Origin of the sequence: Vibrio chagasii, assembly GCF_024347355.1 — a bacterium.
Classification (GTDB): Bacteria; Pseudomonadota; Gammaproteobacteria; order Enterobacterales; family Vibrionaceae; genus Vibrio; species Vibrio chagasii.
This window is the reverse complement of the sequence record NZ_AP025465.1, coordinates 607,344-629,452: the sequence shown is the minus strand read 5'-3', so window position 1 is coordinate 629,452 and position 22,109 is coordinate 607,344. Positions and strand designations below refer to the sequence as shown.

Sequence of the window (22,109 nt, the reverse complement as noted above, 5' to 3'; positions counted from 1 at the left end):
TTTAGCTGCTGACATAATATGTATCTTAGATGACAATTATATTACAAGCTACGTTAAACAACTGAAACTAATAACAAGTTTGTTCACCCTTTTTATTATCCAAAGATCATTACTTTTGTGAGCGCTAACGTTATAAATTAAACTAGTCTCCCAATAGTCAGCATTCAAGGATCAACAATACGATGGAAAAAGACTATGTCGCAAAAGAACTTAGCTGGTTATCGTTCAACGAAAGAGTGCTTCAAGAGGCAGCTGACAAGTCTGTCCCTTTGATCGAAAGAGTTCGTTTTCTAGGGATCTACTCAAAAAATCTCGATGAGTTCTACAAAGTCCGATTTTCCGACGTAAAACGCAAGATCTTATTGCAAGATACTGAGTCCAACTCTGACACTTCAAAAACCTTGCTGACTCAGATGCAACAGAAGGCGAATGAGCTGGATGTTCGTTTTCATTCACTTTACAAAGAGTTGTTGCTCGAATTGGCACGTAATCGTATTTTTTTGGTTAATGAACAGCAAATTAATGCCGAGCAGAGTGATTGGCTAAAAAAATACTTTAGAAAGAAAATACTCCCGCATCTTACGCCTTTGCTACTTAACGAAGATAGCCAACTGCTCAATATCCTCAAAGACGAACAAAGTTATTTAGCTATCGATATTGAACACAATGGATCATCTCAATACGCTCTGTTAGAGATTCCATCTGACGCTTTACCTCGATTTGTAAAATTGCCGAGTCCGTCAGACTCACAACGTACTACCCTGATCTTGTTAGATAATATAGTTCGTTTCTGCCTAGACGACTTACTTAAAGGCTTCTTCGAATACGATTCGCTGCGTTGCTTCGCCATCAAAATGACACGTGATGCAGACTATGACCTACAAGAAGACAGTAACTGCAGCCTTTTAGAATCGATGTCGATTGGCATTGAACAACGTTTAACAGCGCTGCCGATACGCTTGATCTATGAATCCGAGATGCCACAAGAGATGCTGAATTTCTTGCGAATCAAGCTCAAACTATCAGACTATGACAGCGTACTCTCTGGCGGTCGTTATCAAAACTTTAAGCACTTCTGTGATTTCCCAGCCCTCAATCGAGATGATCTCGTTAACGCGCCTCTCTCACCGATTAAGTGTGCGTCGTTTGCTCATTACAGTAACTATTTTGAAGCGATCAAAGCTCGCGATATCTTATTGCACTACCCGTACCATACTTTCGATCACATTACCGAACTGGTCAGGCAGGCTTCGTTTGATCCCAAAGTAACGGTCATCAAGATCAACGTTTACCGTGTTGCTGAAGGTTCTAAGTTACTCAACTCGATCATTGATGCGGCCCACAATGGCAAGAAAGTCACCGTGGTGGTTGAGCTTCAAGCCCGCTTTGACGAGCAAGCCAACATTCAGTGGGCAAAGAGACTCCAAGAAGCAGGAGTGAAGGTGGTTTATGGTATCCCTAGTCTAAAAATCCATTCAAAATTGCTACTCATCAAGCGCAAGAACGGTAAGGCTATGGAGAGTTATGTTCATATCGGTACAGGCAATTTTCATGAAATCACTGCTCGTGTCTATACCGACTTCTCGTTACTTACCGCAAACCCAGAGCTCACGCATGAAGTTCGCCAAGTCTTCAAATACATCGAAAACCCGTATCAAAAAACGCAGTTCAAACAGCTGATAGTCTCACCTAAAAATACCAGAAAGCGTCTGTATCAGCTGATCGATAAAGAGATCCAGAATGCCTCAGAGGGTAAGCCTGCGAGTATAACTTTAAAGCTCAATAACTTAGTGGATCGCGAAATCATTGAAAAGCTCTACCTAGCGAGCCAAGCCAACGTAAAAGTAAGAATGATCATTCGTGGTATGTGCTCACTGGTTCCGGGAATACCAAACGTCAGTGACAATATTGAGATCATCAGTGTGGTCGATCGTTTTCTTGAGCACCCAAGAGTGATGATCTTCAACAATGCCGGAAAACCCAAGGTTTACATCTCTTCCGCCGATTGGATGACTCGAAACTTTGACCATAGAATTGAAGTAGCAACGCCAATTTTGGACTCTAAGATCAAGCAAACTATCATTGATATCACCGAGTTTCATTTTGATGACAAACATAAGGCGCGGATGATCGATCATACGATGACCAATCAGTACAAGCCTTCAACCACAACTCAACTTACGCATTCCACGTCACAACTCGCTACTTACCACTATATTAAACATATAGAGAAGCAAGCTCGTAAAAAGCACAAGCAAGAGAAGAAATCATGCCGCTAAGTGACGACAAACAATCCAGATGCATTGCAGCTATCGATTTAGGTTCGAACAGCTTTCATATGGTGGTTGCTCAAGTGTTTGGCAAACACCTACAACTCGTCAGCCGACATAAACAGAAAGTACGGTTGGGTGATGGGTTGGGTGAACACCACCAACTATCAGACCAAGCGATTCATCGCGGGCTAGAGTGTCTAAAAGTATTCGCTGAACGACTCACTGATTTTGAGATAGACGATGTCAGAGTCGTAGCTACCCATACCCTACGAAAAGCAAAGAACTCAAACACCTTTATCGAACAAGCCAAACTCATTTTCCCTTTTCCCATCGAGATCATTTCAGGGCAAGAAGAAGCACGATTGATTTACAACGGGGTTGAACACACTCAAACCGCTTCCAAATCAAAGCTCGTTATCGATATTGGTGGTGGAAGCACTGAGATAGTGACCGGACAGGGCTTCACACCCGACGTCATGCATAGCTTGCCGATGGGGTGCGTCAGTTTTACTCAGCGGTTCTTTAGTGATAATCAGTTAACTTCACAGCATTTTGCTACTGCTTATACCGCTGCGATTCAACTATTAACACCAGTCATTAAGAATTACCAATCCACCTCTTGGGAAATCGCTTTTGGCTCATCTGGCACAGCGAAATCTATAAAAGAGGCACTCAAAGGGTTGGGCTTTATCGATGAGTACATCACTCCACAACGGCTTACTTATCTTAAAAACCATCTAAAGGAGTTTTCATCTGTAGAAAGCATCAAGCTGTTGGGTTTAAGCGATGAACGAAAGCCCGTTTTTGCTGCAGGTGCCACGATTCTTTCCGCTGTCATGGATAGCTTAAATATAGATGAGTTGTATGTGTCTGACGGAGCATTGAGAGAAGGCGTTCTGTATGACATGGAAGATAAGTTCAAGAGCCTTGATATAAGGTCTCGTACCGCAGAAACATTGCTCTCTCGCTATCATGTTGACTTAACGCACGCCGAAAAAGTCAAAGAGACAGCTCACACACTATTACTGCAAGCAAAAACACAACTGGAGGGCACTGTAGACGCTGAGTTGTTTGACTTACTTGGTTGGTCTGCACTGCTGCATGAAGTGGGCCAAAGCGTGGCATTTCAAGGGTATCATCGCCATTCAGCCTATCTGATTAGACATACCACCATGCCCGGTTTTAATACTGAGCAGCAACGACTTATCTCGGTCATCGTTCGATATCAGAGAAAAGCGCTCAAGCTGCCAGACTTGCCAACATTAGCACTGTTTTCGTTGCAACAAGTGACGCTGATGATACGAATACTTAGGCTGGCAATCTTACTCAATCGACAACGCAGCCAAGCACCAGTGCCCAATATAAAGCTAACCATAAAAATGGATGACCATTGGAGTTTGACTGGCGAAAATAGTGACTGGTTAGATACAAACCAACTACTCGATTACGAGTTAAAAGAAGAACAGCAGCGCTGGAAAAATGCCGGTTGGTGTTTAGATTTGAAATGAGGGAAATAGCCTACCGCAAGTAGGCTATCTGTATATTGAGTTTGAGCTATAACCCAACTTTTGCGAGCTCTTGCTCTGCGAACTCAGACGGTATCGCTAAATAGCCATCTTTTTCTACAAGCTCTTGTCCCTGCTTTGAGAATACAAAAGTAAGGAACTCTCTCTCAACCGGAGAAAGTGGTTTATCCGGATGCTTATTCACATACACATAGAGAAAACGAGATAGAGGGTAATCACCACTCAAGATATTCTCACGCGTAGGCTCAACATAATTAGAGCCGTGCTCTGCAATAGGAATCAGCTTAACACCTGCTACGCGGTAGCCAATGCCCGAGTAGCCAATCCCACTGATGGATGAAGCGACCGACTGAACGACTGAAGCCGAACCAGGTTGCTCATTCACACGATTTTTAAAGTCACCGCCGCACAGTGCATTCTGTTTGAAGTATCCATAAGTCCCCGATACAGAATTGCGACCGAACAATTGGAATCGATGTTTCGCCCATGGCTGATCGATTCCGAGATCTTGCCAGTTATTGAGGGGCCTTGTTGCTCCGCAGCGTAATGTCTCAGAAAAGATGCCATCAATCTGACGAAAGTTAAGCCCTTCAATAGGGTTATCTCGGTGGACAAACAGCCCGATTGCGTCAATAGCGACTCGTAATGCAGTTGGCTTATAGCCATGCTCTCTTTCAAAAGCTTCCACTTCACGTAAACGCATTGGTCGGCTCATAGGGCCAAGGTGAGCAGTCCCTTCCGTCAATGCAGGAGGCGCAGTAGAAGAGCCCGATGCTTGGACCTGAGCGTTCACATTCGGGTAGTAGGATTTAAACTCCTCTACCCACAATGTCGTCATCCCAGCCAAAGTATCAGACCCGACCGATAACAAGCTTCCAGAGATACCAGGAACTTTGGAATAATCAGGCAATGACTCAACACTCTGCTCAGCGAAGCTTGGACACGCCAATACCATCGCTAACAGTGAACCAATTGGCAAACGCATCCTGCGTATTAAGTCATTCATGACACAGTCAATCGGTTTGGCAACGTGAAATGGAAACGACTGCCGACGCCCACTTCACTTTGAATTTCGAGATGTGAATCGTGGTGGCTAAGCGCATGCTTTACAATCGCTAATCCAAGACCACTACCACCGGTATCACGAGAGCGGGCTTTATCTACACGATAGAAGCGCTCTGTGAGTCGATGTAAGTGTTGAGGCTCAATACCATCACCAGTATCTGACACATCTAAGCACGCGCCTTGGCTGGTTTGATACCAACGCACTTTGACCGTTGCACCTGCGGGTGTATATTTAACCGCGTTATAAACCAAATTCGATATCGCACTTCTCAATTGGTCTTCGTCGGCAAGAACTCGCAGACTCTTATCGATATCAAATTCAAGTTTATGTTCTCGCTCACCGCTAAGGCTCGCCGCTTCTTTCTCAAGAACCTCAAGCATCGCCGGAACGTTGACCACTTCATCCAACTCATGCATTGGCGCCGCTTCAATTTTCGAAAGCGTGAGTAATTGATTAACCAAACTGTTCATTCGATTGAGCTGCTCAGTCATTACGCCATGCGCCTTGGTCCACATTGGGCCAACGATCATGTCTGGATCTTCGGTCATTTCAAGGTAACCTTGAAGGACGGTCATCGGCGTACGCAATTCATGAGAAACGTTAGCGAAGAAGTTACGGCGCATGCCTTCTAACTGCTTAAGCTGGGTCACATCACGTACCACCATCAGGTGTTCACCCTCGGTATACGGCACAATACGCAGCTCGAGCATACGCTCCACATTCAATGGAGAAGGCATCTCTAATGGCTCAGAGAAATCTTGCTTATTAAGGTACTTAATAAAATCTGGAGAACGAATCAAATTCGAGATCGGTTGACCTGAATCATCTGGCCAACGAAAGCCCAGCAAATACTGAGCTAGCTTGTTACACCAAACGATATTGCCTTCACCGCGGAATACCACAACGGCATCGGGAAGCGATTCTGCACCGTTACGGAAACGGCGGATAAGGTTAGTCAGTTCTTTGCGTTTGCGACGCTGTCTCTGCTGCATACGATAAATACCGTTAAACAGAGATTCCCAGTTCCCAGAGCCTGAAGGTGGAGTTAGACGCTTCTCATCCCACAGCCATGCGGACAAACGCATTTGGTTGTGTAGATGCCAGCCGAGCTGCAATACCGTAGCAGCCAGCAGTAACCAAGGTAGGTAACCGAATATCCATCCGACTAAAACCCATGGTGCGTAAAAAAAAGCCAGCTCCCAAGCCAGCTTTTTCCAGGTTAACTTTTCAACCATTCAGGACTCCGTAAACTGGGCAGCGAAGCCACATTAAGCCTTTGTAGAAAAACGGTAGCCAGCGCCACGAACCGTTTGGATTAGCTTATCGTGACCTGCAGACTCAAGCGCTTTACGCAGGCGTCGAATATGTACATCAACCGTTCGGTCTTCAACGTAAACATTGGTACCCCAAACGTTGTTAAGCAGCTGCTCTCGGCTGTATACACGCTCTTGGTGCGTCATAAAGAAATGCAGCATTTTGAATTCTGTTGGTCCCATATCAACTGGACCTTCACTTGCGGTCACGCGGTGTGATACTGGGTCTAATTTAAGGCCCTGTACATCAATCACATCTTCCAATGCCGTTGGTGTTACACGACGAATCACCGCTTTAAGGCGAGCAACAAGCTCTTTTGGCGAAAACGGTTTGGTAATGTAGTCGTCAGCGCCAACTTCTAAACCGCGAACCTTATCTTCTTCTTCACCACGAGCTGTTAGCATCACCACTGGGATGTTGCGAGTTAACTCTTCACGCTTCATGTGCTTGATAAAGTTTATCCCGCTACCACCAGGTAGCATCCAATCTAGTAATACTAGATCTGGGAAAGGTTCACATAGCTTGTTTACCGCTGTATCGTAATCTTCAGCCTCTACTGCTTGGTAGCCTTTTTGTTCAAGTACAAAACACAGCATCTCACGAATAGGTGCTTCATCTTCAACGACCAGAATCCTTCTCGACATAATTGAATAGCCTTTGTATTTAATCAACGCATTGCATTATCTGAGTTAATTATGACACTTTTGTGACCTTTGAAAACAAATTTTCATATAACTGTCTCAAACGTTTCACTTTATAACTTTTGATACAGAGCTAAGGACAAATCGAATTAGATCTCATATCATGAGGCACTTCTAAAAAGGTATGAGAAAAATATATGTGGTTTAAAAATTGCCTAGTCTATCGCTTCAACCGTGATATTGATTTCAACGCAGATCAGCTAGAGAAACAACTTGAAGAATTCCGCTTTACTCCTTGTGGTAGCCAAGACAAACAGAAATTTGGTTGGGTGCACGCAATGGGTAAACATGGCGATATGATGACGCACGTATCAGAGAACCGCATTCTCGTCTGTGCAAAGAAAGAAGAGAAAATGCTACCAGCATCTGTGATTAAAGAGTCACTGAATGCAAAAATCGAAACACTTGAAGCTGAGTCTGGCACTCCTCTTAAAAAGAAAGAGAAAGACAGCCTCAAAGAAGACATCATCATTGATCTCCTTCCTCGCGCATTCAGCCGCAGTAACTTCACATACGCGCTGATCATGCCAAAAGAAGGTTTCATTGTTGTTGATGCAAGCAGCTACAAAAAAGCAGAAGACGTATTAGCTCTGCTGCGTAAAACAATGGGTAGCCTACCAGTCGTGCCAGCTATTCCTGAGCAAGCGATAGAAACAACACTAACCGAGTGGGTTAAATCAGGTGATACGCCTCAAGGCATTACAATGCTTGATGAAGCTGAGCTTAAGTCGATTCAAGAAGACGGTGGTATTGTTCGAGTTAAAAAACAAGAGCTAGAAGCCGACGAGATTAAAAACCACATCGAAGCAAATAAAGTGGTAACCAAGCTGCTTATCAACTGGCAAGATCGCATTGAATTCATCCTGGCTGAAGACGGCAGTATCAAGCGCCTGAAGTTTAGCGATGAACTTAAAGATGAGAACGACGATATTCCCCGTGAGGACCAAGCTGCACGCTTTGATGCAGATTTCTCATTGCTATGTGGTGAGTTCAGCGTGTTCCTTCCGAATCTATTCGAATCACTAGGTGGATTAACTCAACCGAACGCTTAATCGGTATCTCCAAAGCTCAGGTGCTCCGTGCCTGAGCTTATTTTCCCTACATTTCCCGCTGTATATTTATCCCTTCACTCTCTTCTTAATATCATTGCTATCTTTAGGGCTATCAACCAGACTCATTTTAGCGTAAAATTTGCGCCCCTTTGATATCACTTGGTGGTATCAACCTGACTTGAGATCAGATTAGAGAACGAAGCAATGACTACACAAAAACCATTTGTACCTGAACTATTATCACCGGCAGGAAGCCTTAAAAACATGCGTTACGCATTCGCCTACGGCGCTGATGCGGTTTACGCGGGCCAGCCACGTTACAGCCTTCGCGTTCGTAACAATGAGTTCAACCACGAAAACCTACAAATCGGTATCGATGAAGCTCATGCTCAAGGCAAAAAGTTATATGTTGTATGTAACATTCAGCCACACAACTCTAAATTAAAAACTTTCATTCGCGACCTTAAGCCAGTTGTTGATATGGGCCCAGACGCTCTTATCATGTCTGATCCTGGTCTTATCATGATGGTTCGTGAAGCATTCCCTGAAATGCCTATCCACCTTTCAGTTCAAGCTAACGCTGTAAACTGGGCAACTGTAAAATTCTGGGCTACACAAGGCGTTGAGCGTGTCATCCTATCTCGTGAGTTATCACTTGAAGAGATCGAAGAGATCCGCGAACACTGTCCTGAAACAGAACTAGAGATCTTTGTTCACGGTGCACTTTGCATGGCGTACTCTGGTCGCTGTCTACTTTCTGGTTACATGAACAAACGCGATCCTAACCAAGGTACTTGCACTAACGCTTGTCGTTGGGAATACAAAACTGAAGCGGCAAAAGAAGACGAAAACGGTCAGATCGTTGAAGCAAACCCTACTGGTGTAGAGATTCAGGATGTTGAAGTTCAAGACGAACGTCCAGACAACACACTAGGTCTAGGTAAACCAACAGATGAAGTGGTTCTACTTTCAGAGTCACACAAGCCTGAAGAGAAAATGGCTGCGTTTGAAGATGAGCATGGTACTTACATCATGAACTCAAAAGACCTTCGTGCAATCCAGCACGTTGAGCGTCTAACGAAGATGGGTGTTCACTCACTGAAAATCGAAGGCCGTACTAAGTCTTTCTACTACTGTGCTCGTACTGCACAAGTTTACCGTAAAGCTATCGATGACGCCGTAGCAGGCAAGCCATTTGATGAAAGCCTAATGGGTACTCTAGAGAGCCTAGCGCACCGCGGCTACACTGAAGGCTTCCTACGTCGCCACACTCACGACACTTACCAAAACTACGAGTACGGTTACTCTATCTCTGATACTCAACAATTTGTTGGCGAATTCACAGGTAAACGCCGTGGCGATCTAGCGGAAGTAGAAGTGAAAAACAAGTTCCTAGTAGGCGACAGCTTGGAAATGATGACACCAAAAGGTAACGTTGTTTTCACACTAGAGATGATGGAAAACCGTAAGTCTGAAGCCGTTGAAGACGCAAAAGGCAACGGTCACTTTGTATTCATCCCTGTACCAGCTGATCTAGACTTAGAGTACGGCTTGTTGATGCGTAACTTGAGCGAAGGCCAAGATACACGCAACGCATCTGGTAAGTAACTTTACTTAGAAAACCGAGAAGTAAGCTATGGCTCTGTTAATCACTGACAAGTGCATAAACTGCGATATGTGTGACCCTGAATGCCCAAATGGCGCAATCACTATGGGTGACAGCATCTTCGAAATCGACCCAGATTTATGTACTGAATGTAAAGGTCACTATGAGAAGCCAACGTGTCAGTCTGTATGCCCAATTACCAAGTGCATCATCACCGACCCAAACCATATTGAAACTGAAGACGAGCTACTAGAGAAGTTTGTTATCATTCAAGGCTTGACCTAAAAGAGAAAAGGTTCAACTTAATCATTAAGTTGAACCTTTTTCTTATCCGGATTTTTCGATGGGATAAATGTTGCAGAATAACTCTTTTTCAAATTGATATTCGAGTCGCTCTCGCCAATTTATCGACTGTGATACAGGAACGAGATAAAAGTTTTCCCGCCCGGTATCTGTCACAAATGCCATTCCATACTGCATCAATTCATAATGTACATCGTTGACAAAGCTAGGGTCTAGTCGCTGTCTGCCTGTTAATTGGTTGATATCATCTCTTGAAATAGAAATACCCGCATTCTCAGTGCTGAACCTATGTCTTAACCATTCTGAAAATTCCTTTGCACAAATCATAGTCATAGTCTTATCCTTGAATTATCTATCTACGGGTATCAGACTCTGATTTCACATACTACACATAAGCCGCATCTTTCACCCCAAACACTTACTCCTGACCTAGCCCAGCCAAATTGTCGCTGTTTTATTCAAATTAATGCTTTCAATATCAAACGATATTCTTAATGTCGCATTTATAAACTCTAGACAAAAGTGTGACATTTCTCCAGTTTTTAGAGTCGACAAAACGAGTGGCATTACCACCTTAATAAGCCATTGATAATTCGATTACTTATTCGAAATCAAGGCTAAACATTGACTAGGTATGACTTGAATTTTCTTTTTTTTCTTATTGGTGGCTACCTTTTTAGGAGGAGGAACAGGGATTGTCTTTGGCGCCCAACTCGCGAGCTCTTCGCCACAACCATCACCTTTAGGAGGTTTAGCTTGAGGGATACAATTGGCACTACCTTCAGGGCACTTTAAGCGAACATGAAAGTGAGAGTGATGTCCCCACCACGGTCTGATCTTGCCTAACCACCCTCTTTGTTTAACATCAGAAACTTCCTGCTCGCAAAGAGCCTGCTTAATCACTGGATGAACAAAAATGCGCACCACTTTTTCATCTTTAGCGGCATGGCGAATCACTTGGAAATGGTCGTTAGTCCAATTAGACTGGCGAAGCTTGTAGTTAGTAAGATCGACGACACTGACTGGCTTAGGAACGGCGAGTTCGTTCTCAGAGAGCCTTTTGTCCGTTAACCTCAGCCATATGTCTATATCTAATCCAGTTTGATGGCTTGAGTGCCCAGATGAAAAGCGTCCACCACGAGGAAGTGAGATATCACCAATCAATAGATTCGTGTTCAATTGCTCACTTGTTGTCACGCCGAGCCTTTCAACAAACTGAATAGCCTCTGTGTGACCATAGTAACGCTCCCTTTGGGGACGAATAATCTGATAGCCAACACCATTAATCGGTAAAACCTTTGCACCGTCCAAGCAGCCGTTAGCGTAACTGCCGATCGATGAGGTCGAGTTTGTCGTCGGGCTTTTCTCTTTCTCCCAAGGGGTTGCTAAAGAAGAAAATGAATAAAACAGGGCAACTAAAACAAAAGATAACCTCATAACCGTTCCATGTAAGTGATGCATATTATTTATACTAGTCGGCATTTGAGAACAGTTTACGATTATTGGCAACTTTTTGGGAGCAGAGAGAAATTTGAGATAGAAGAAGCTGAAAGGGGGTTATGAAGTATTTCAACTTAAGAAAGCAAAAAGGCTCTAGTCTTTCGACTAGAGCCTTAAATATAGCAGGGGTGAGCCGGCACTCCGGAGATTCGACCGGGCTGGCGCTACAGCTCCCAACATTGCTTTGCAGAAGCAACAGACGTAAAAAAGCCCCAGCATTTCTGCTGAGGCTTCGTATATGGCAGGGGTGGAGAGATTCGAACTCCCAACACGCGGATTTGGAATCCGCTGCTCTGCCAATTGGAGCTACACCCCTATTTTCAGTTTTAAAGAGCTGAAACTCTGAATAAGTGGCGGAGTGGACGGGACTCGAACCCGCGACCCCCGGCGTGACAGGCCGGTATTCTAACCAACTGAACTACCACTCCGCAGTGGACTACTTATCATCGCTGACAAGTCATTCATAACACTTTTTGTCTTCACTTTTGAAAAGTGAAAATAAATTTTAAGCCTGGCGATGTCCTACTCTCACATGGGGAAGCCCCACACTACCATCGGCGCTATTGTGTTTCACTTCTGAGTTCGGCATGGAATCAGGTGGGTCCACAATGCTATGGTCGCCAAGCAAATTCTGCTTTTACTTTCAGCTTTTTTAAAAACTGAAGGCAAAATAATCTGGAAAGCTATTAAAAGTTCTTACGTAAACTCATTCAAGTGTTCTTGTTTGCCTCTGCTTTTTAAAGCGGAAACAACAATTTTGAGTCCATCAAAACCCCTTGGGTGTTGTATGGTTAAGCCTCACGGGCAATTAGTACAGGTTAGCTCAATGCCTCGCAGCACTTACACACCCTGCCTATCAACGTTCTAGTCTTGAACAACCCTTTAGGACACTTAAAGTGTCAGGGAAAACTCATCTCAGGGCTCGCTTCCCGCTTAGATGCTTTCAGCGGTTATCGATTCCGAACTTAGCTACCGGGCAATGCCATTGGCATGACAACCCGAACACCAGAGGTTCGTCCACTCCGGTCCTCTCGTACTAGGAGCAGCCCCCTTCAATTTTCCAACGCCCACGGCAGATAGGGACCGAACTGTCTCACGACGTTCTAAACCCAGCTCGCGTACCACTTTAAATGGCGAACAGCCATACCCTTGGGACCGACTTCAGCCCCAGGATGTGATGAGCCGACATCGAGGTGCCAAACACCGCCGTCGATATGAACTCTTGGGCGGTATCAGCCTGTTATCCCCGGAGTACCTTTTATCCGTTGAGCGATGGCCCTTCCATTCAGAACCACCGGATCACTATGACCTGCTTTCGCACCTGCTCGAATTGTCATTCTCGCAGTCAAGCGGGCTTATGCCATTGCACTAACCACACGATGTCCAACCGTGTTTAGCCCACCTTCGTGCTCCTCCGTTACTCTTTGGGAGGAGACCGCCCCAGTCAAACTACCCACCAGGCACTGTCCGTAATCCCGATTCAGGGACCAACGTTAGAACATCAAAACTACAAGGGTGGTATTTCAAGGACGACTCCACCACATCTAGCGACGCGGTTTCAAAGTCTCCCACCTATCCTACACATGTAGGTTCAATGTTCAGTGCCAAGCTGTAGTAAAGGTTCACGGGGTCTTTCCGTCTAGCCGCGGGTACACTGCATCTTCACAGCGATTTCAATTTCACTGAGTCTCGGGTGGAGACAGCGTGGCCATCATTACGCCATTCGTGCAGGTCGGAACTTACCCGACAAGGAATTTCGCTACCTTAGGACCGTTATAGTTACGGCCGCCGTTTACCGGGGCTTCGATCAAGAGCTTCGACCGAAGTCTAACCCCATCAATTAACCTTCCGGCACCGGGCAGGCGTCACACCGTATACGTCATCTTACGATTTTGCACAGTGCTGTGTTTTTAATAAACAGTTGCAGCCACCTGGTATCTGCGACTCTCGTCTGCTCCATCCGCAAGGGACTTCACTGATAAGAGCGTACCTTCTCCCGAAGTTACGGTACCATTTTGCCTAGTTCCTTCACCCGAGTTCTCTCAAGCGCCTTGGTATTCTCTACCCGACCACCTGTGTCGGTTTGGGGTACGATTCCTTACAATCTGAAGCTTAGAGGCTTTTCCTGGAAGCATGGCATCAATGACTTCACTACCGTAGTAGCTCGACATCGTATCTCAGCGTTAAGAAGAACCGGATTTACCTAATTCTTCCGCCTACGTACTTGAACCTGGACAACCGTCGCCAGGCCCACCTAGCCTTCTCCGTCCCCCCATCGCAATTGTAAGAAGTACGGGAATATTAACCCGTTTCCCATCGACTACGCCTTTCGGCCTCGCCTTAGGGGTCGACTTACCCTGCCCCGATTAACGTTGGACAGGAACCCTTGGTCTTCCGGCGAGGGAGTTTTTCACTCCCTTTATCGTTACTCATGTCAGCATTCGCACTTCTGATACCTCCAGCAGCCCTTACAGACCACCTTCAACGGCTTACAGAACGCTCCCCTACCCCACGCACATAAGTGCGTAGCCGCAGCTTCGGTGTATAGCTTAGCCCCGTTACATCTTCCGCGCAGGCCGACTCGACCAGTGAGCTATTACGCTTTCTTTAAATGATGGCTGCTTCTAAGCCAACATCCTGGCTGTCTGAGCCTTCCCACATCGTTTCCCACTTAGCTATACTTTGGGACCTTAGCTGGCGGTCTGGGTTGTTTCCCTCTCCACGACGGACGTTAGCACCCGCCGTGTGTCTCCCGGATAGTACTTACTGGTATTCGGAGTTTGCAAAGGGTTGGTAAGTCGGGATGACCCCCTAGCCTTAACAGTGCTCTACCCCCAGTAGTATTCGTCCGAGGCGCTACCTAAATAGCTTTCGGGGAGAACCAGCTATCTCCAGGTTTGATTGGCCTTTCACCCCTAGCCACAAGTCATCCGCTAATTTTTCAACATTAGTCGGTTCGGTCCTCCAGTTGATGTTACTCAACCTTCAACCTGCCCATGGCTAGATCACCTGGTTTCGGGTCTAATCCTAGCAACTGTACGCCCAGTTAAGACTCGGTTTCCCTACGGCTCCCCTAAACGGTTAACCTTGCTACTAAAATTAAGTCGCTGACCCATTATACAAAAGGTACGCAGTCACACCACGAAGGTGCTCCTACTGCTTGTACGTACACGGTTTCAGGTTCTATTTCACTCCCCTCACAGGGGTTCTTTTCGCCTTTCCCTCACGGTACTGGTTCACTATCGGTCAGTCAGTAGTATTTAGCCTTGGAGGATGGTCCCCCCATATTCAGACAGGATATCACGTGTCCCGCCCTACTCGTTTTCACTGATGATGAGATGTCGACTACGGGGCTATCACCCTTTATTGCGGCACTTTCCAGAGCCTTCGTCTGTCTCATTAAAAGCTTAAGGGCTAATCCAATTTCGCTCGCCGCTACTTTCGGAATCTCGGTTGATTTCTCTTCCTCGGGGTACTTAGATGTTTCAGTTCCCCCGGTTTGCCTCTTGCTGCTATGTATTCACAACAAGATACTTACTTATGTAAGTGGGTTTCCCCATTCGGAAATCCCAGACTCAAATGACTTTTACTGTCTAATCTGGGCTTATCGCAAGTTAATACGTCCTTCATCGCCTCTGACTGCCAAGGCATCCACCGTGTACGCTTAGTCACTTAACCATACAACCCGAAAGAGTCTTAGTGTATGGCAACTAACCAAGGTTTTTGGTTGTAACAAGAAGGGTTAGTTCTTATTACGTGTTTGCCGGACTCAATGTGATTCAAACAAGTTTGAATCGAATACAAGACACTTGAATGTGTTTGTGTTGTGTTTATCCAAAAGATAAACATTGAGAACTTTTAATTTGATTAACTCGTAGAGTTAATCAGTCAGCTTTCCAAATTGTTAAAGAGCTAGATATTTCAAAAGAAATAACCATTTTTAAAGATTCTACTTTCTATTCTAAAGAAATAAGAACACTTAAAGATGGTGGAGCTATGCGGGATCGAACCGCAGACCTCCTCGCTGCCAGCGAGGCGCTCTCCCAGCTGAGCTATAGCCCCATCTGGAAAAGTATTCCCTACTCTTAACTTATTAAACCATCAATCTGTGTGGACACTTATCGTGAATATCTTCGTATAAGGAGGTGATCCAGCCCCAGGTTCCCCTAGGGCTACCTTGTTACGACTTCACCCCAGTCATGAACCACAAAGTGGTGAGCGTCCTCCCCGAAAGGTTAAACTACCCACTTCTTTTGCAGCCCACTCCCATGGTGTGACGGGCGGTGTGTACAAGGCCCGGGAACGTATTCACCGTAGCATTCTGATCTACGATTACTAGCGATTCCGACTTCATGGAGTCGAGTTGCAGACTCCAATCCGGACTACGACGCACTTTTTGGGATTCGCTCACTCTCGCAAGTTCGCTGCCCTCTGTATGCGCCATTGTAGCACGTGTGTAGCCCTACTCGTAAGGGCCATGATGACTTGACGTCGTCCCCACCTTCCTCCGGTTTATCACCGGCAGTCTCCCTGGAGTTCCCGACATTACTCGCTGGCAAACAAGGATAAGGGTTGCGCTCGTTGCGGGACTTAACCCAACATTTCACAACACGAGCTGACGACAGCCATGCAGCACCTGTCTCAGAGCTCCCGAAGGCACACCTGCGTCTCCGCTGGCTTCTCTGGATGTCAAGAGTAGGTAAGGTTCTTCGCGTTGCATCGAATTAAACCACATGCTCCACCGCTTGTGCGGGCCCCCGTCAATTCATTTGAGTTTTAATCTTGCGACCGTACTCCCCAGGCGGTCTACTTAACGCGTTAGCTCCGAAAGCCACGGCTCAAGGCCACAACCTCCAAGTAGACATCGTTTACGGCGTGGACTACCAGGGTATCTAATCCTGTTTGCTCCCCACGCTTTCGCATCTGAGTGTCAGTATCTGTCCAGGGGGCCGCCTTCGCCACTGGTATTCCTTCAGATCTCTACGCATTTCACCGCTACACCTGAAATTCTACCCCCCTCTACAGTACTCTAGTTCACCAGTTTCAAATGCAGTTCCGAGGTTGAGCCCCGGGCTTTCACATCTGACTTAATGAACCACCTGCATGCGCTTTACGCCCAGTAATTCCGATTAACGCTCGCACCCTCCGTATTACCGCGGCTGCTGGCACGGAGTTAGCCGGTGCTTCTTCTGTTGCTAACGTCAAGAAATGCCGCTATTAACGACACCCCCTTCCTCACAACTGAAAGTACTTTACAACCCGAAGGCCTTCTTCATACACGCGGCATGGCTGCATCAGGCTTTCGCCCATTGTGCAATATTCCCCACTGCTGCCTCCCGTAGGAGTCTGGACCGTGTCTCAGTTCCAGTGTGGCTGATCATCCTCTCAGACCAGCTAGGGATCGTCGCCTTGGTGAGCCATTACCTCACCAACTAGCTAATCCCACCTAGGCATATCTTGACGCGAGAGGCCCGAAGGTCCCCCTCTTTGGCCCGTAGGCGTTATGCGGTATTAGCCATCGTTTCCAATGGTTATCCCCCACATCAAGGCAATTTCCTAGGCATTACTCACCCGTCCGCCGCTCGACGCCGTTATCGTTCCCCGAAGGTTCAGATAACTCGTTTCCGCTCGACTTGCATGTGTTAGGCCTGCCGCCAGCGTTCAATCTGAGCCATGATCAAACTCTTCAATTTAAGATTTTGTTGACTCAATGAATACTGATTACATTCTCTTCGCTTAATAAAAAGCTAAGTAATGTTGAATTGACTGTGCCGAATCTTTCGATTCGAATTGGTCACTCAGTTCATTGAAATCAAGTTGAAACCGAAGTTTCACATTTGCTTTTGCTTTTAAAAAGCGAAAACAAACTTAGTGATATTCATCAACGAGTGCCCACACAGATTGATAGGTTTAAATTGTTAAAGAGCTTAACTTCTTAAGCGTTCCTTTTAGTAAGGATCCTCTCGAAGTGGACGGCCATTCTAGCGAATTGGGATTCAGTGTCAAACACTTTTTCCTGCTAATTTTTTGAAGCATCTTAAATGCTTATTTGCCGTTTTGCTGCTTAGTTCAAACCGCTTGGTTATCCCTGACAACGGAGGCGCATTATAGAGATAATAATCTTGCGCACAAGGCCAAAAACGAAAAAAAGCCGCCACTGGCGACTGTTCGAATAGTATTTATACAAAGCGTTCGAAATAGGTACGATTTAGACTAAATTTAGCGAATCGTACCTATTGTTTCTGCCCCAATTACTGGTGAGCAATAATTCTGTCGTTATTAACTAATAGCTGTACTTTTTTATCTGGGTTGATTTTTCCAGCAAGTATCGCTTTCGCCAATGGGTTCTCTACACTCTGTTGAATTGCTCTTTTCAACGGTCGTGCCCCATATACAGGGTCGAAGCCAACTTGAGAAATTAGCTTCAGCGCTTTTTCTGACACCTCAAGTTCATAACCATTATCTTCCATACGCTTTTTTAGGTGCTCAAGCTGAATAGAAGCAATAGATTGAATGTGCTCTTGCCCTAATGGGTGGAACACAACGCTTTCATCCACTCGGTTCAAAAACTCAGGACGGAAATGTTTACCTGCCACTTCCATCACCTCATTCTTTATTCCTTGGTAATCGAGCGTATTGAAGTTTTCTTGAATTCTTGAAGAGCCCAAGTTCGATGTCATGATCACTACCGTATTTCTGAAGTCGACCGTACGACCTTGCCCGTCGGTTAGACGCCCATCATCAAGTACCTGAAGTAAAATGTTAAAAACATCTGGGTGCGCTTTCTCAATTTCATCTAACAAGATTACTGAATATGGTTTACGACGCACTGCTTCAGTTAAGTAACCACCTTCTTCGTAACCAACATAACCCGGAGGTGCGCCAACTAAACGAGCAACAGAGTGCTTCTCCATAAATTCAGACATGTCGATACGTACCATTGCATCGTCACTATCAAACATGAAGTTAGCGAGCGTTTTACAAAGCTCCGTTTTACCTACCCCTGTAGGACCAAGGAATAGGAAAGAACCAATTGGCTTATTCGGATCCGATAAACCAGCACGGCTACGACGAATCGCATTCGATACCACTTCTACCGCTTCGCCTTGGCCGATAACACGCTTATGCAGAACACCTTCCATCTTTAGAAGCTTCTCTTTTTCTGCTTCTAACATTTTGGAAACCGGAATGCCCGTTTGCTTAGACAGGACATCGGCAATTTCTGCATCAGTAACCTTATTACGTAGTAAGGTCATCTCTTGCATTTCAGCTTGAGTCGCAAGGTCTAGTTGCTTCTCCAACTCTGGGATACGACCATATTGCAGTTCAGACATTCGATTTAGATCACCTGCACGTCTTGCAAAATCCATATCCATACGAGCTTGTTCTAGCTCTGATTTGATATGTTGCGTGCCAGACAGTGCTGCTTTCTCAGCGTTCCACACTTCTTCAAGTTCAGCAAAGTCACGTTCTTTATCTGAAAGCTCCGCTTGTAAGGTGCGAAGACGCTTTTCACTGGCTTCATCGTTTTCATTAGTCAGCGCTTGCTGCTCGATCTTAAGCTGAATGATCTTACGCTCGAGTTTATCCAGAGATTCAGGTTTTGAATCAATCTGCATACGGATACTCGATGCTGCTTCATCAATCAGGTCAATTGCTTTATCTGGCAGTTGACGATCAGAAACATATCGGTGAGATAGTGTTGCTGCAGCGACGATCGCTGGGTCGGTAATTTCTACATGATGGTGAAGTTCATAACGCTCTTTCAAACCACGAAGAATCGCCACCGTGTCTTCAACCGTTGGTTCATCGACAAGTACTTTTTGGAAGCGGCGCTCTAACGCTGGATCTTTCTCTATATATTGACGGTATTCATCAAGAGTCGTCGCGCCAACGCAATGAAGCTCACCACGAGCTAATGCTGGTTTCAGCATGTTACCCGCATCCATAGAGCCTTCACCTTTACCAGCGCCGACCATGGTATGAATTTCATCGATGAAGAGAATGATATTGCCCTCTTCTTTAGACAATTCATTGAGGACTGATTTCAAGCGCTCTTCAAACTCACCACGGTATTTAGCACCGGCCACCAAAGCGCCCATGTCTAATGAAAGTACGCGTCGGCCTCTTAAACCTTCAGGCACTTCATTGTTAATAATGCGCTGAGCCAAACCTTCAACGATAGCTGTCTTACCAACGCCAGGTTCACCGATAATGACTGGGTTGTTCTTAGTACGACGCTGAAGTACTTGGATAGTACGGCGGATTTCGTCATCTCGACCGATAACAGGATCGAGCTTGCCTTGCTCAGCTCTTTCAGTCAGATCGATGGTGAACTTCTCTAATGCTTGACGTCGGTCTTCGGCATTTGGGTCATCAACTTTTTGACCACCGCGAACCTGCTCGATAGCTTGAGATAATTTTTGCTCAGTAAGACCTAGCTCTTTGAGCAGGTTACCTAAAGGACCTTTATCTTCAATTGCAGCAAGTAGGAAGACTTCCGAAGAAATGTATGTGTCTTGGCGCTTTTGTGCGACCTTGTCACATAGATTGAACAGAGTACCCATTGCATTCGAAAGCTGAACATCACCACCGATACCACTTACTTTCGGTACACGGTCTAATATTTCGCTTAACTTTGAACGCAACTGAACCACATCAATATTCAACATAGTAAGCAATGGACGAATCGCACTACCATCTTGATTTAATAGCGACACCATTAGGTGTACAGGCTCTATATATTGGTGATCACGACCTAATGCGAGCGACTGAGCATCAGATATCGCAATTTGAAATTTACTAGTGAATCGATCGAGACGCATGCCAACCTTCCTACTCTTAGATATGTTTATCTTATGGTTAGAAGATGGATACGGTAACGCGGATTTTCAAGGGATAGGAATGAAGAATAGAGTTTATATAAAAATATAATTGTGCTGGATAAAAGCGGACACTTACTAAACGTTACTCTAGCCAAATAAAGGTAGCCTGACGTCCAGTAACGCCATCTCGACGATAAGAATAGAAAGCATCAGAATCGGCAAAAGTACAAAGGTTCGAACCCGTCACTTGCGAAACACCCACTTTAGTAAGTCGCTGTGTTGCAAGTTGAGACATATTCGCTAACCATTTGCCCGGTTCAGTTTTCGCTTTGAATGCAAGCTTGGCTTGAGGGTCAAAACCAACGAAAGCTTCCAACACATCATCACCAACCTCAAAGGCTTGTTTGCCAATCGCAGGGCCTAGCCAAGCTATGATCTGGTTATCAGAGCTGAGATTGGTAAACTTTGCGACTGCATTTTCAAGAATACCACCAGCAAGACCACGCCATCCGGCATGAACCGCAGCAACTTGAGTACCTTTAGTATCAGTAAGAATCACTGGTAAACAATCTGCAGTCATAGCTGAACACACTACGCCACTCGCAGTGGTGAAAGCTCCATCAGCATCGAGAACATTGGTTGTAGGCTCTAAAACTGTAATCACATCAGTCGAGTGTGTTTGGTTTAGCCATATGGGTGCTGCGGGCATATTAGCGTGTTGCGTAAGCCATATTCGGTTACGTTCAACCAGTGAAGCATCATCCCCAACATGCATACCGAGGTTTAGCCCTTGATATGCATCAGCAGAAAAACCACCAACACGCGTCGAAGCAAAAGCCTTCACGTTACTTGGTGCGTTCCAGTTAGGGATGATCATCGACATAATTAAATGTCTTCTTCTAGGTTATCGCGAGCATCAACACGTAGTGCTTCAGCCATCACAACCATGTCATTTGGCACAGGTGCGTGGAACTCAACTTCTTCGCCCGTAATTGGGTGAACAAATTTGAGCATAACCGCGTGTAGTGCTTGACGGTCAAAAGCACGAATCATCTTCGTTAGTTCTTCTGATGCGCCCTTTGGAATACGTGCACGACCGCCGTATGCAATATCACCTAGCAGTGGATGCTGAAGGTAAGACATGTGTACACGGATTTGGTGAGTACGACCCGTTTCTAGACGTAGGCGAATACGTGTATGTTCACGGAAGTGCTCAGCAACGCGGTAGTGAGTTACCGCTGGCTTGCCCGTTTCATTCACAGCCATCAAAGTACGCTTGGTAGCGTGGCGGCTAATGCCTTTTTCTACCATGCCACCAGCGGTCATTTTGCCGATTGCAATCGCTTCGTATTCACGAGTAATACGACGCTTAGCCAGTGCACGTACAAGGCGAGTCTGTGCTGGTACTGTTTTAGCAACAACCATAAGACCTGTCGTGTCTTTATCTAGACGGTGAACAATACCTGCACGAGGTACTTCAGCGATTTGTGGGTAGTGGTGCAGCAACGCGTTTAGCACGGTTCCATCCGGCGTACCTGCTCCTGGGTGAACAACAAAATCACGTGGCTTGTTAATAACCAATAGGTGTTCATCTTCAAAGACAATGTCTAGAGGAATGTCTTGTGCTTCCCAGCGCTCTTCATCTTCAAGTTCAGCTTGTAAGATGATCTCTTCTCCGCCCATAACCTTAACGCGTGGCTTGGTAATAACTTCACCGTCCACTTGGACTTTGCCGTCAAGAAGCCACTCTTTAATACGAGAGCGAGAAAAATCGGTAAATAGTTCAGCGACAGCTTGGTCTAAACGTTGACCTAACTGGCTGCTTTTTACTGTGTCTGTTAATGTGATCTGCTGAGCCATATCGAACTTTTTTAAAAACCGTGAGACTAATACCCATTAGTATGGATAAAATAGAATAATTGCATCATTGTATCTGTTACTGG

At 45.5% G+C, this 22,109-nt stretch carries 13 protein-coding genes, 3 tRNA genes and 3 rRNA genes; 5 read left to right on the top strand and 14 right to left on the bottom strand.

What is annotated here, in order from left to right; translation table 11 throughout:
* Positions 1-182: 182 nt before the first annotated feature.
* Both ppk1 and ppx read left to right on the top strand, forming a co-directional pair.
* A complete protein-coding gene (gene ppk1, locus OCV52_RS02755) occupies positions 183-2,279 on the top strand; it encodes a polyphosphate kinase 1 (RefSeq protein WP_137408910.1) in 2,097 nt (698 codons plus the stop codon).
* Entirely contained in the window at positions 2,270-3,781 is a 1,512-nt protein-coding gene (gene ppx, locus OCV52_RS02750) for an exopolyphosphatase (RefSeq protein WP_137408909.1), read from the top strand. Before ppk1 ends, ppx begins: the two co-directional genes overlap by 10 nt.
* A 46-nt stretch (positions 3,782-3,827) precedes the next feature.
* On the opposite strand, the gene OCV52_RS02745 is transcribed toward ppx, so the two are convergent.
* From OCV52_RS02745 to phoB, 3 genes are read right to left on the bottom strand one after another with little or no spacing between them, the layout of a single operon-like run.
* Entirely contained in the window at positions 3,828-4,784 is a 957-nt protein-coding gene (locus OCV52_RS02745; protein ID WP_008223911.1) for a PstS family phosphate ABC transporter substrate-binding protein, read from the bottom strand.
* A 17-nt stretch (positions 4,785-4,801) separates the two neighbouring features.
* Positions 4,802-6,100: a phosphate regulon sensor histidine kinase PhoR gene (phoR, locus tag OCV52_RS02740; protein ID WP_102424693.1), complete on the bottom strand. Its 1,299-nt coding sequence runs from the start codon at positions 6,098-6,100 to the stop codon at positions 4,802-4,804.
* Between the two features lie 33 nt (positions 6,101-6,133).
* Positions 6,134-6,823, bottom strand: a complete 690-nt coding sequence (gene phoB, locus OCV52_RS02735; protein WP_004735064.1) for a phosphate regulon transcriptional regulator PhoB — start codon at positions 6,821-6,823, stop codon at positions 6,134-6,136.
* A gap of 194 nt (positions 6,824-7,017) precedes the next feature.
* On the opposite strand from phoB, the gene rdgC reads away from it, so the two are divergent.
* From rdgC to OCV52_RS02720, 3 genes are all read left to right on the top strand, one after another.
* Positions 7,018-7,932, top strand: coding sequence for a recombination-associated protein RdgC (gene rdgC, locus OCV52_RS02730; RefSeq protein ID WP_137408908.1), 915 nt, complete (start codon positions 7,018-7,020; stop codon positions 7,930-7,932).
* A gap of 204 nt (positions 7,933-8,136) precedes the next feature.
* Positions 8,137-9,540, top strand: coding sequence for a prephenate-dependent tRNA uridine(34) hydroxylase TrhP (gene trhP, locus OCV52_RS02725; protein ID WP_061033314.1), 1,404 nt, complete (start codon positions 8,137-8,139; stop codon positions 9,538-9,540).
* Positions 9,541-9,568: 28 nt separating this feature from the next.
* Positions 9,569-9,823 carry a YfhL family 4Fe-4S dicluster ferredoxin gene (locus OCV52_RS02720; protein ID WP_004740368.1) on the top strand — a complete coding sequence of 85 codons (255 nt, stop codon included), beginning with the start codon at positions 9,569-9,571 and terminating at the stop codon, positions 9,821-9,823.
* A gap of 42 nt (positions 9,824-9,865) precedes the next feature.
* Here OCV52_RS02720 and OCV52_RS02715 read toward each other — a convergent pair whose 3' ends face one another.
* From OCV52_RS02715 to rluD, 11 genes are all read right to left on the bottom strand, one after another.
* A complete protein-coding gene (locus OCV52_RS02715; RefSeq protein WP_008223900.1) occupies positions 9,866-10,174 on the bottom strand; it encodes a hypothetical protein in 309 nt (102 codons plus the stop codon).
* 264 nt (positions 10,175-10,438) lie between these two features.
* Positions 10,439-11,278, bottom strand: a complete 840-nt coding sequence (gene mepA, locus OCV52_RS02710; RefSeq protein WP_137408907.1) for a penicillin-insensitive murein endopeptidase — start codon at positions 11,276-11,278, stop codon at positions 10,439-10,441.
* Between the two features lie 302 nt (positions 11,279-11,580).
* A tRNA-Trp gene (locus tag OCV52_RS02705) sits at positions 11,581-11,657 on the bottom strand.
* Positions 11,658-11,692: 35 nt separating this feature from the next.
* Positions 11,693-11,769, bottom strand: a tRNA-Asp gene (locus OCV52_RS02700).
* Positions 11,770-11,850: 81 nt separating this feature from the next.
* Positions 11,851-11,966: ribosomal RNA gene (gene rrf, locus OCV52_RS02695) — 5S ribosomal RNA — on the bottom strand.
* Positions 11,967-12,128: 162 nt separating this feature from the next.
* Positions 12,129-15,019 (bottom strand): 23S ribosomal RNA (locus OCV52_RS02690).
* Positions 15,020-15,327: 308 nt separating this feature from the next.
* Positions 15,328-15,403, bottom strand: a tRNA-Ala gene (locus OCV52_RS02685).
* 76 nt (positions 15,404-15,479) lie between these two features.
* Positions 15,480-17,034: ribosomal RNA gene (locus tag OCV52_RS02680) — 16S ribosomal RNA — on the bottom strand.
* Together the 16S, 23S and 5S rRNA genes with 3 tRNA genes alongside form the textbook arrangement of a ribosomal RNA operon.
* Before the next feature lie 558 nt (positions 17,035-17,592).
* A complete protein-coding gene (gene clpB / locus OCV52_RS02675) occupies positions 17,593-20,166 on the bottom strand; it encodes an ATP-dependent chaperone ClpB (protein ID WP_137408526.1) in 2,574 nt (857 codons plus the stop codon).
* A 142-nt stretch (positions 20,167-20,308) separates the two neighbouring features.
* Positions 20,309-21,049, bottom strand: coding sequence for a peptidoglycan editing factor PgeF (gene pgeF / locus OCV52_RS02670; protein WP_137408525.1), 741 nt, complete (start codon positions 21,047-21,049; stop codon positions 20,309-20,311).
* Between the two features lie 2 nt (positions 21,050-21,051).
* On the bottom strand, positions 21,052-22,026 hold the full coding sequence (gene rluD, locus OCV52_RS02665; protein ID WP_004739484.1) for a 23S rRNA pseudouridine(1911/1915/1917) synthase RluD: 975 nt from the start codon (positions 22,024-22,026) through the stop codon (positions 21,052-21,054).
* Positions 22,027-22,109 lie beyond the last annotated feature (83 nt).

Coding starts and splice junctions, on each gene's coding strand:
- ppk1 (WP_137408910.1), top strand. CDS start 183: ATGGAAAAAGACTATGTCGCAAAAGAACTTAGCTGGTTATCGTTCAAC.
- ppx (WP_137408909.1), top strand. CDS start 2,270: ATGCCGCTAAGTGACGACAAACAATCCAGATGCATTGCAGCTATCGAT.
- OCV52_RS02745 (WP_008223911.1), bottom strand. CDS start 4,784: ATGCGTTTGCCAATTGGTTCACTGTTAGCGATGGTATTGGCGTGTCCA.
- phoR (WP_102424693.1), bottom strand. CDS start 6,100: ATGGTTGAAAAGTTAACCTGGAAAAAGCTGGCTTGGGAGCTGGCTTTT.
- phoB (WP_004735064.1), bottom strand. CDS start 6,823: ATGTCGAGAAGGATTCTGGTCGTTGAAGATGAAGCACCTATTCGTGAG.
- rdgC (WP_137408908.1), top strand. CDS start 7,018: ATGTGGTTTAAAAATTGCCTAGTCTATCGCTTCAACCGTGATATTGAT.
- trhP (WP_061033314.1), top strand. CDS start 8,137: ATGACTACACAAAAACCATTTGTACCTGAACTATTATCACCGGCAGGA.
- OCV52_RS02720 (WP_004740368.1), top strand. CDS start 9,569: ATGGCTCTGTTAATCACTGACAAGTGCATAAACTGCGATATGTGTGAC.
- OCV52_RS02715 (WP_008223900.1), bottom strand. CDS start 10,174: ATGACTATGATTTGTGCAAAGGAATTTTCAGAATGGTTAAGACATAGG.
- mepA (WP_137408907.1), bottom strand. CDS start 11,278: ATGAGGTTATCTTTTGTTTTAGTTGCCCTGTTTTATTCATTTTCTTCT.
- clpB (WP_137408526.1), bottom strand. CDS start 20,166: ATGCGTCTCGATCGATTCACTAGTAAATTTCAAATTGCGATATCTGAT.
- pgeF (WP_137408525.1), bottom strand. CDS start 21,049: ATGTCGATGATCATCCCTAACTGGAACGCACCAAGTAACGTGAAGGCT.
- rluD (WP_004739484.1), bottom strand. CDS start 22,026: ATGGCTCAGCAGATCACATTAACAGACACAGTAAAAAGCAGCCAGTTA.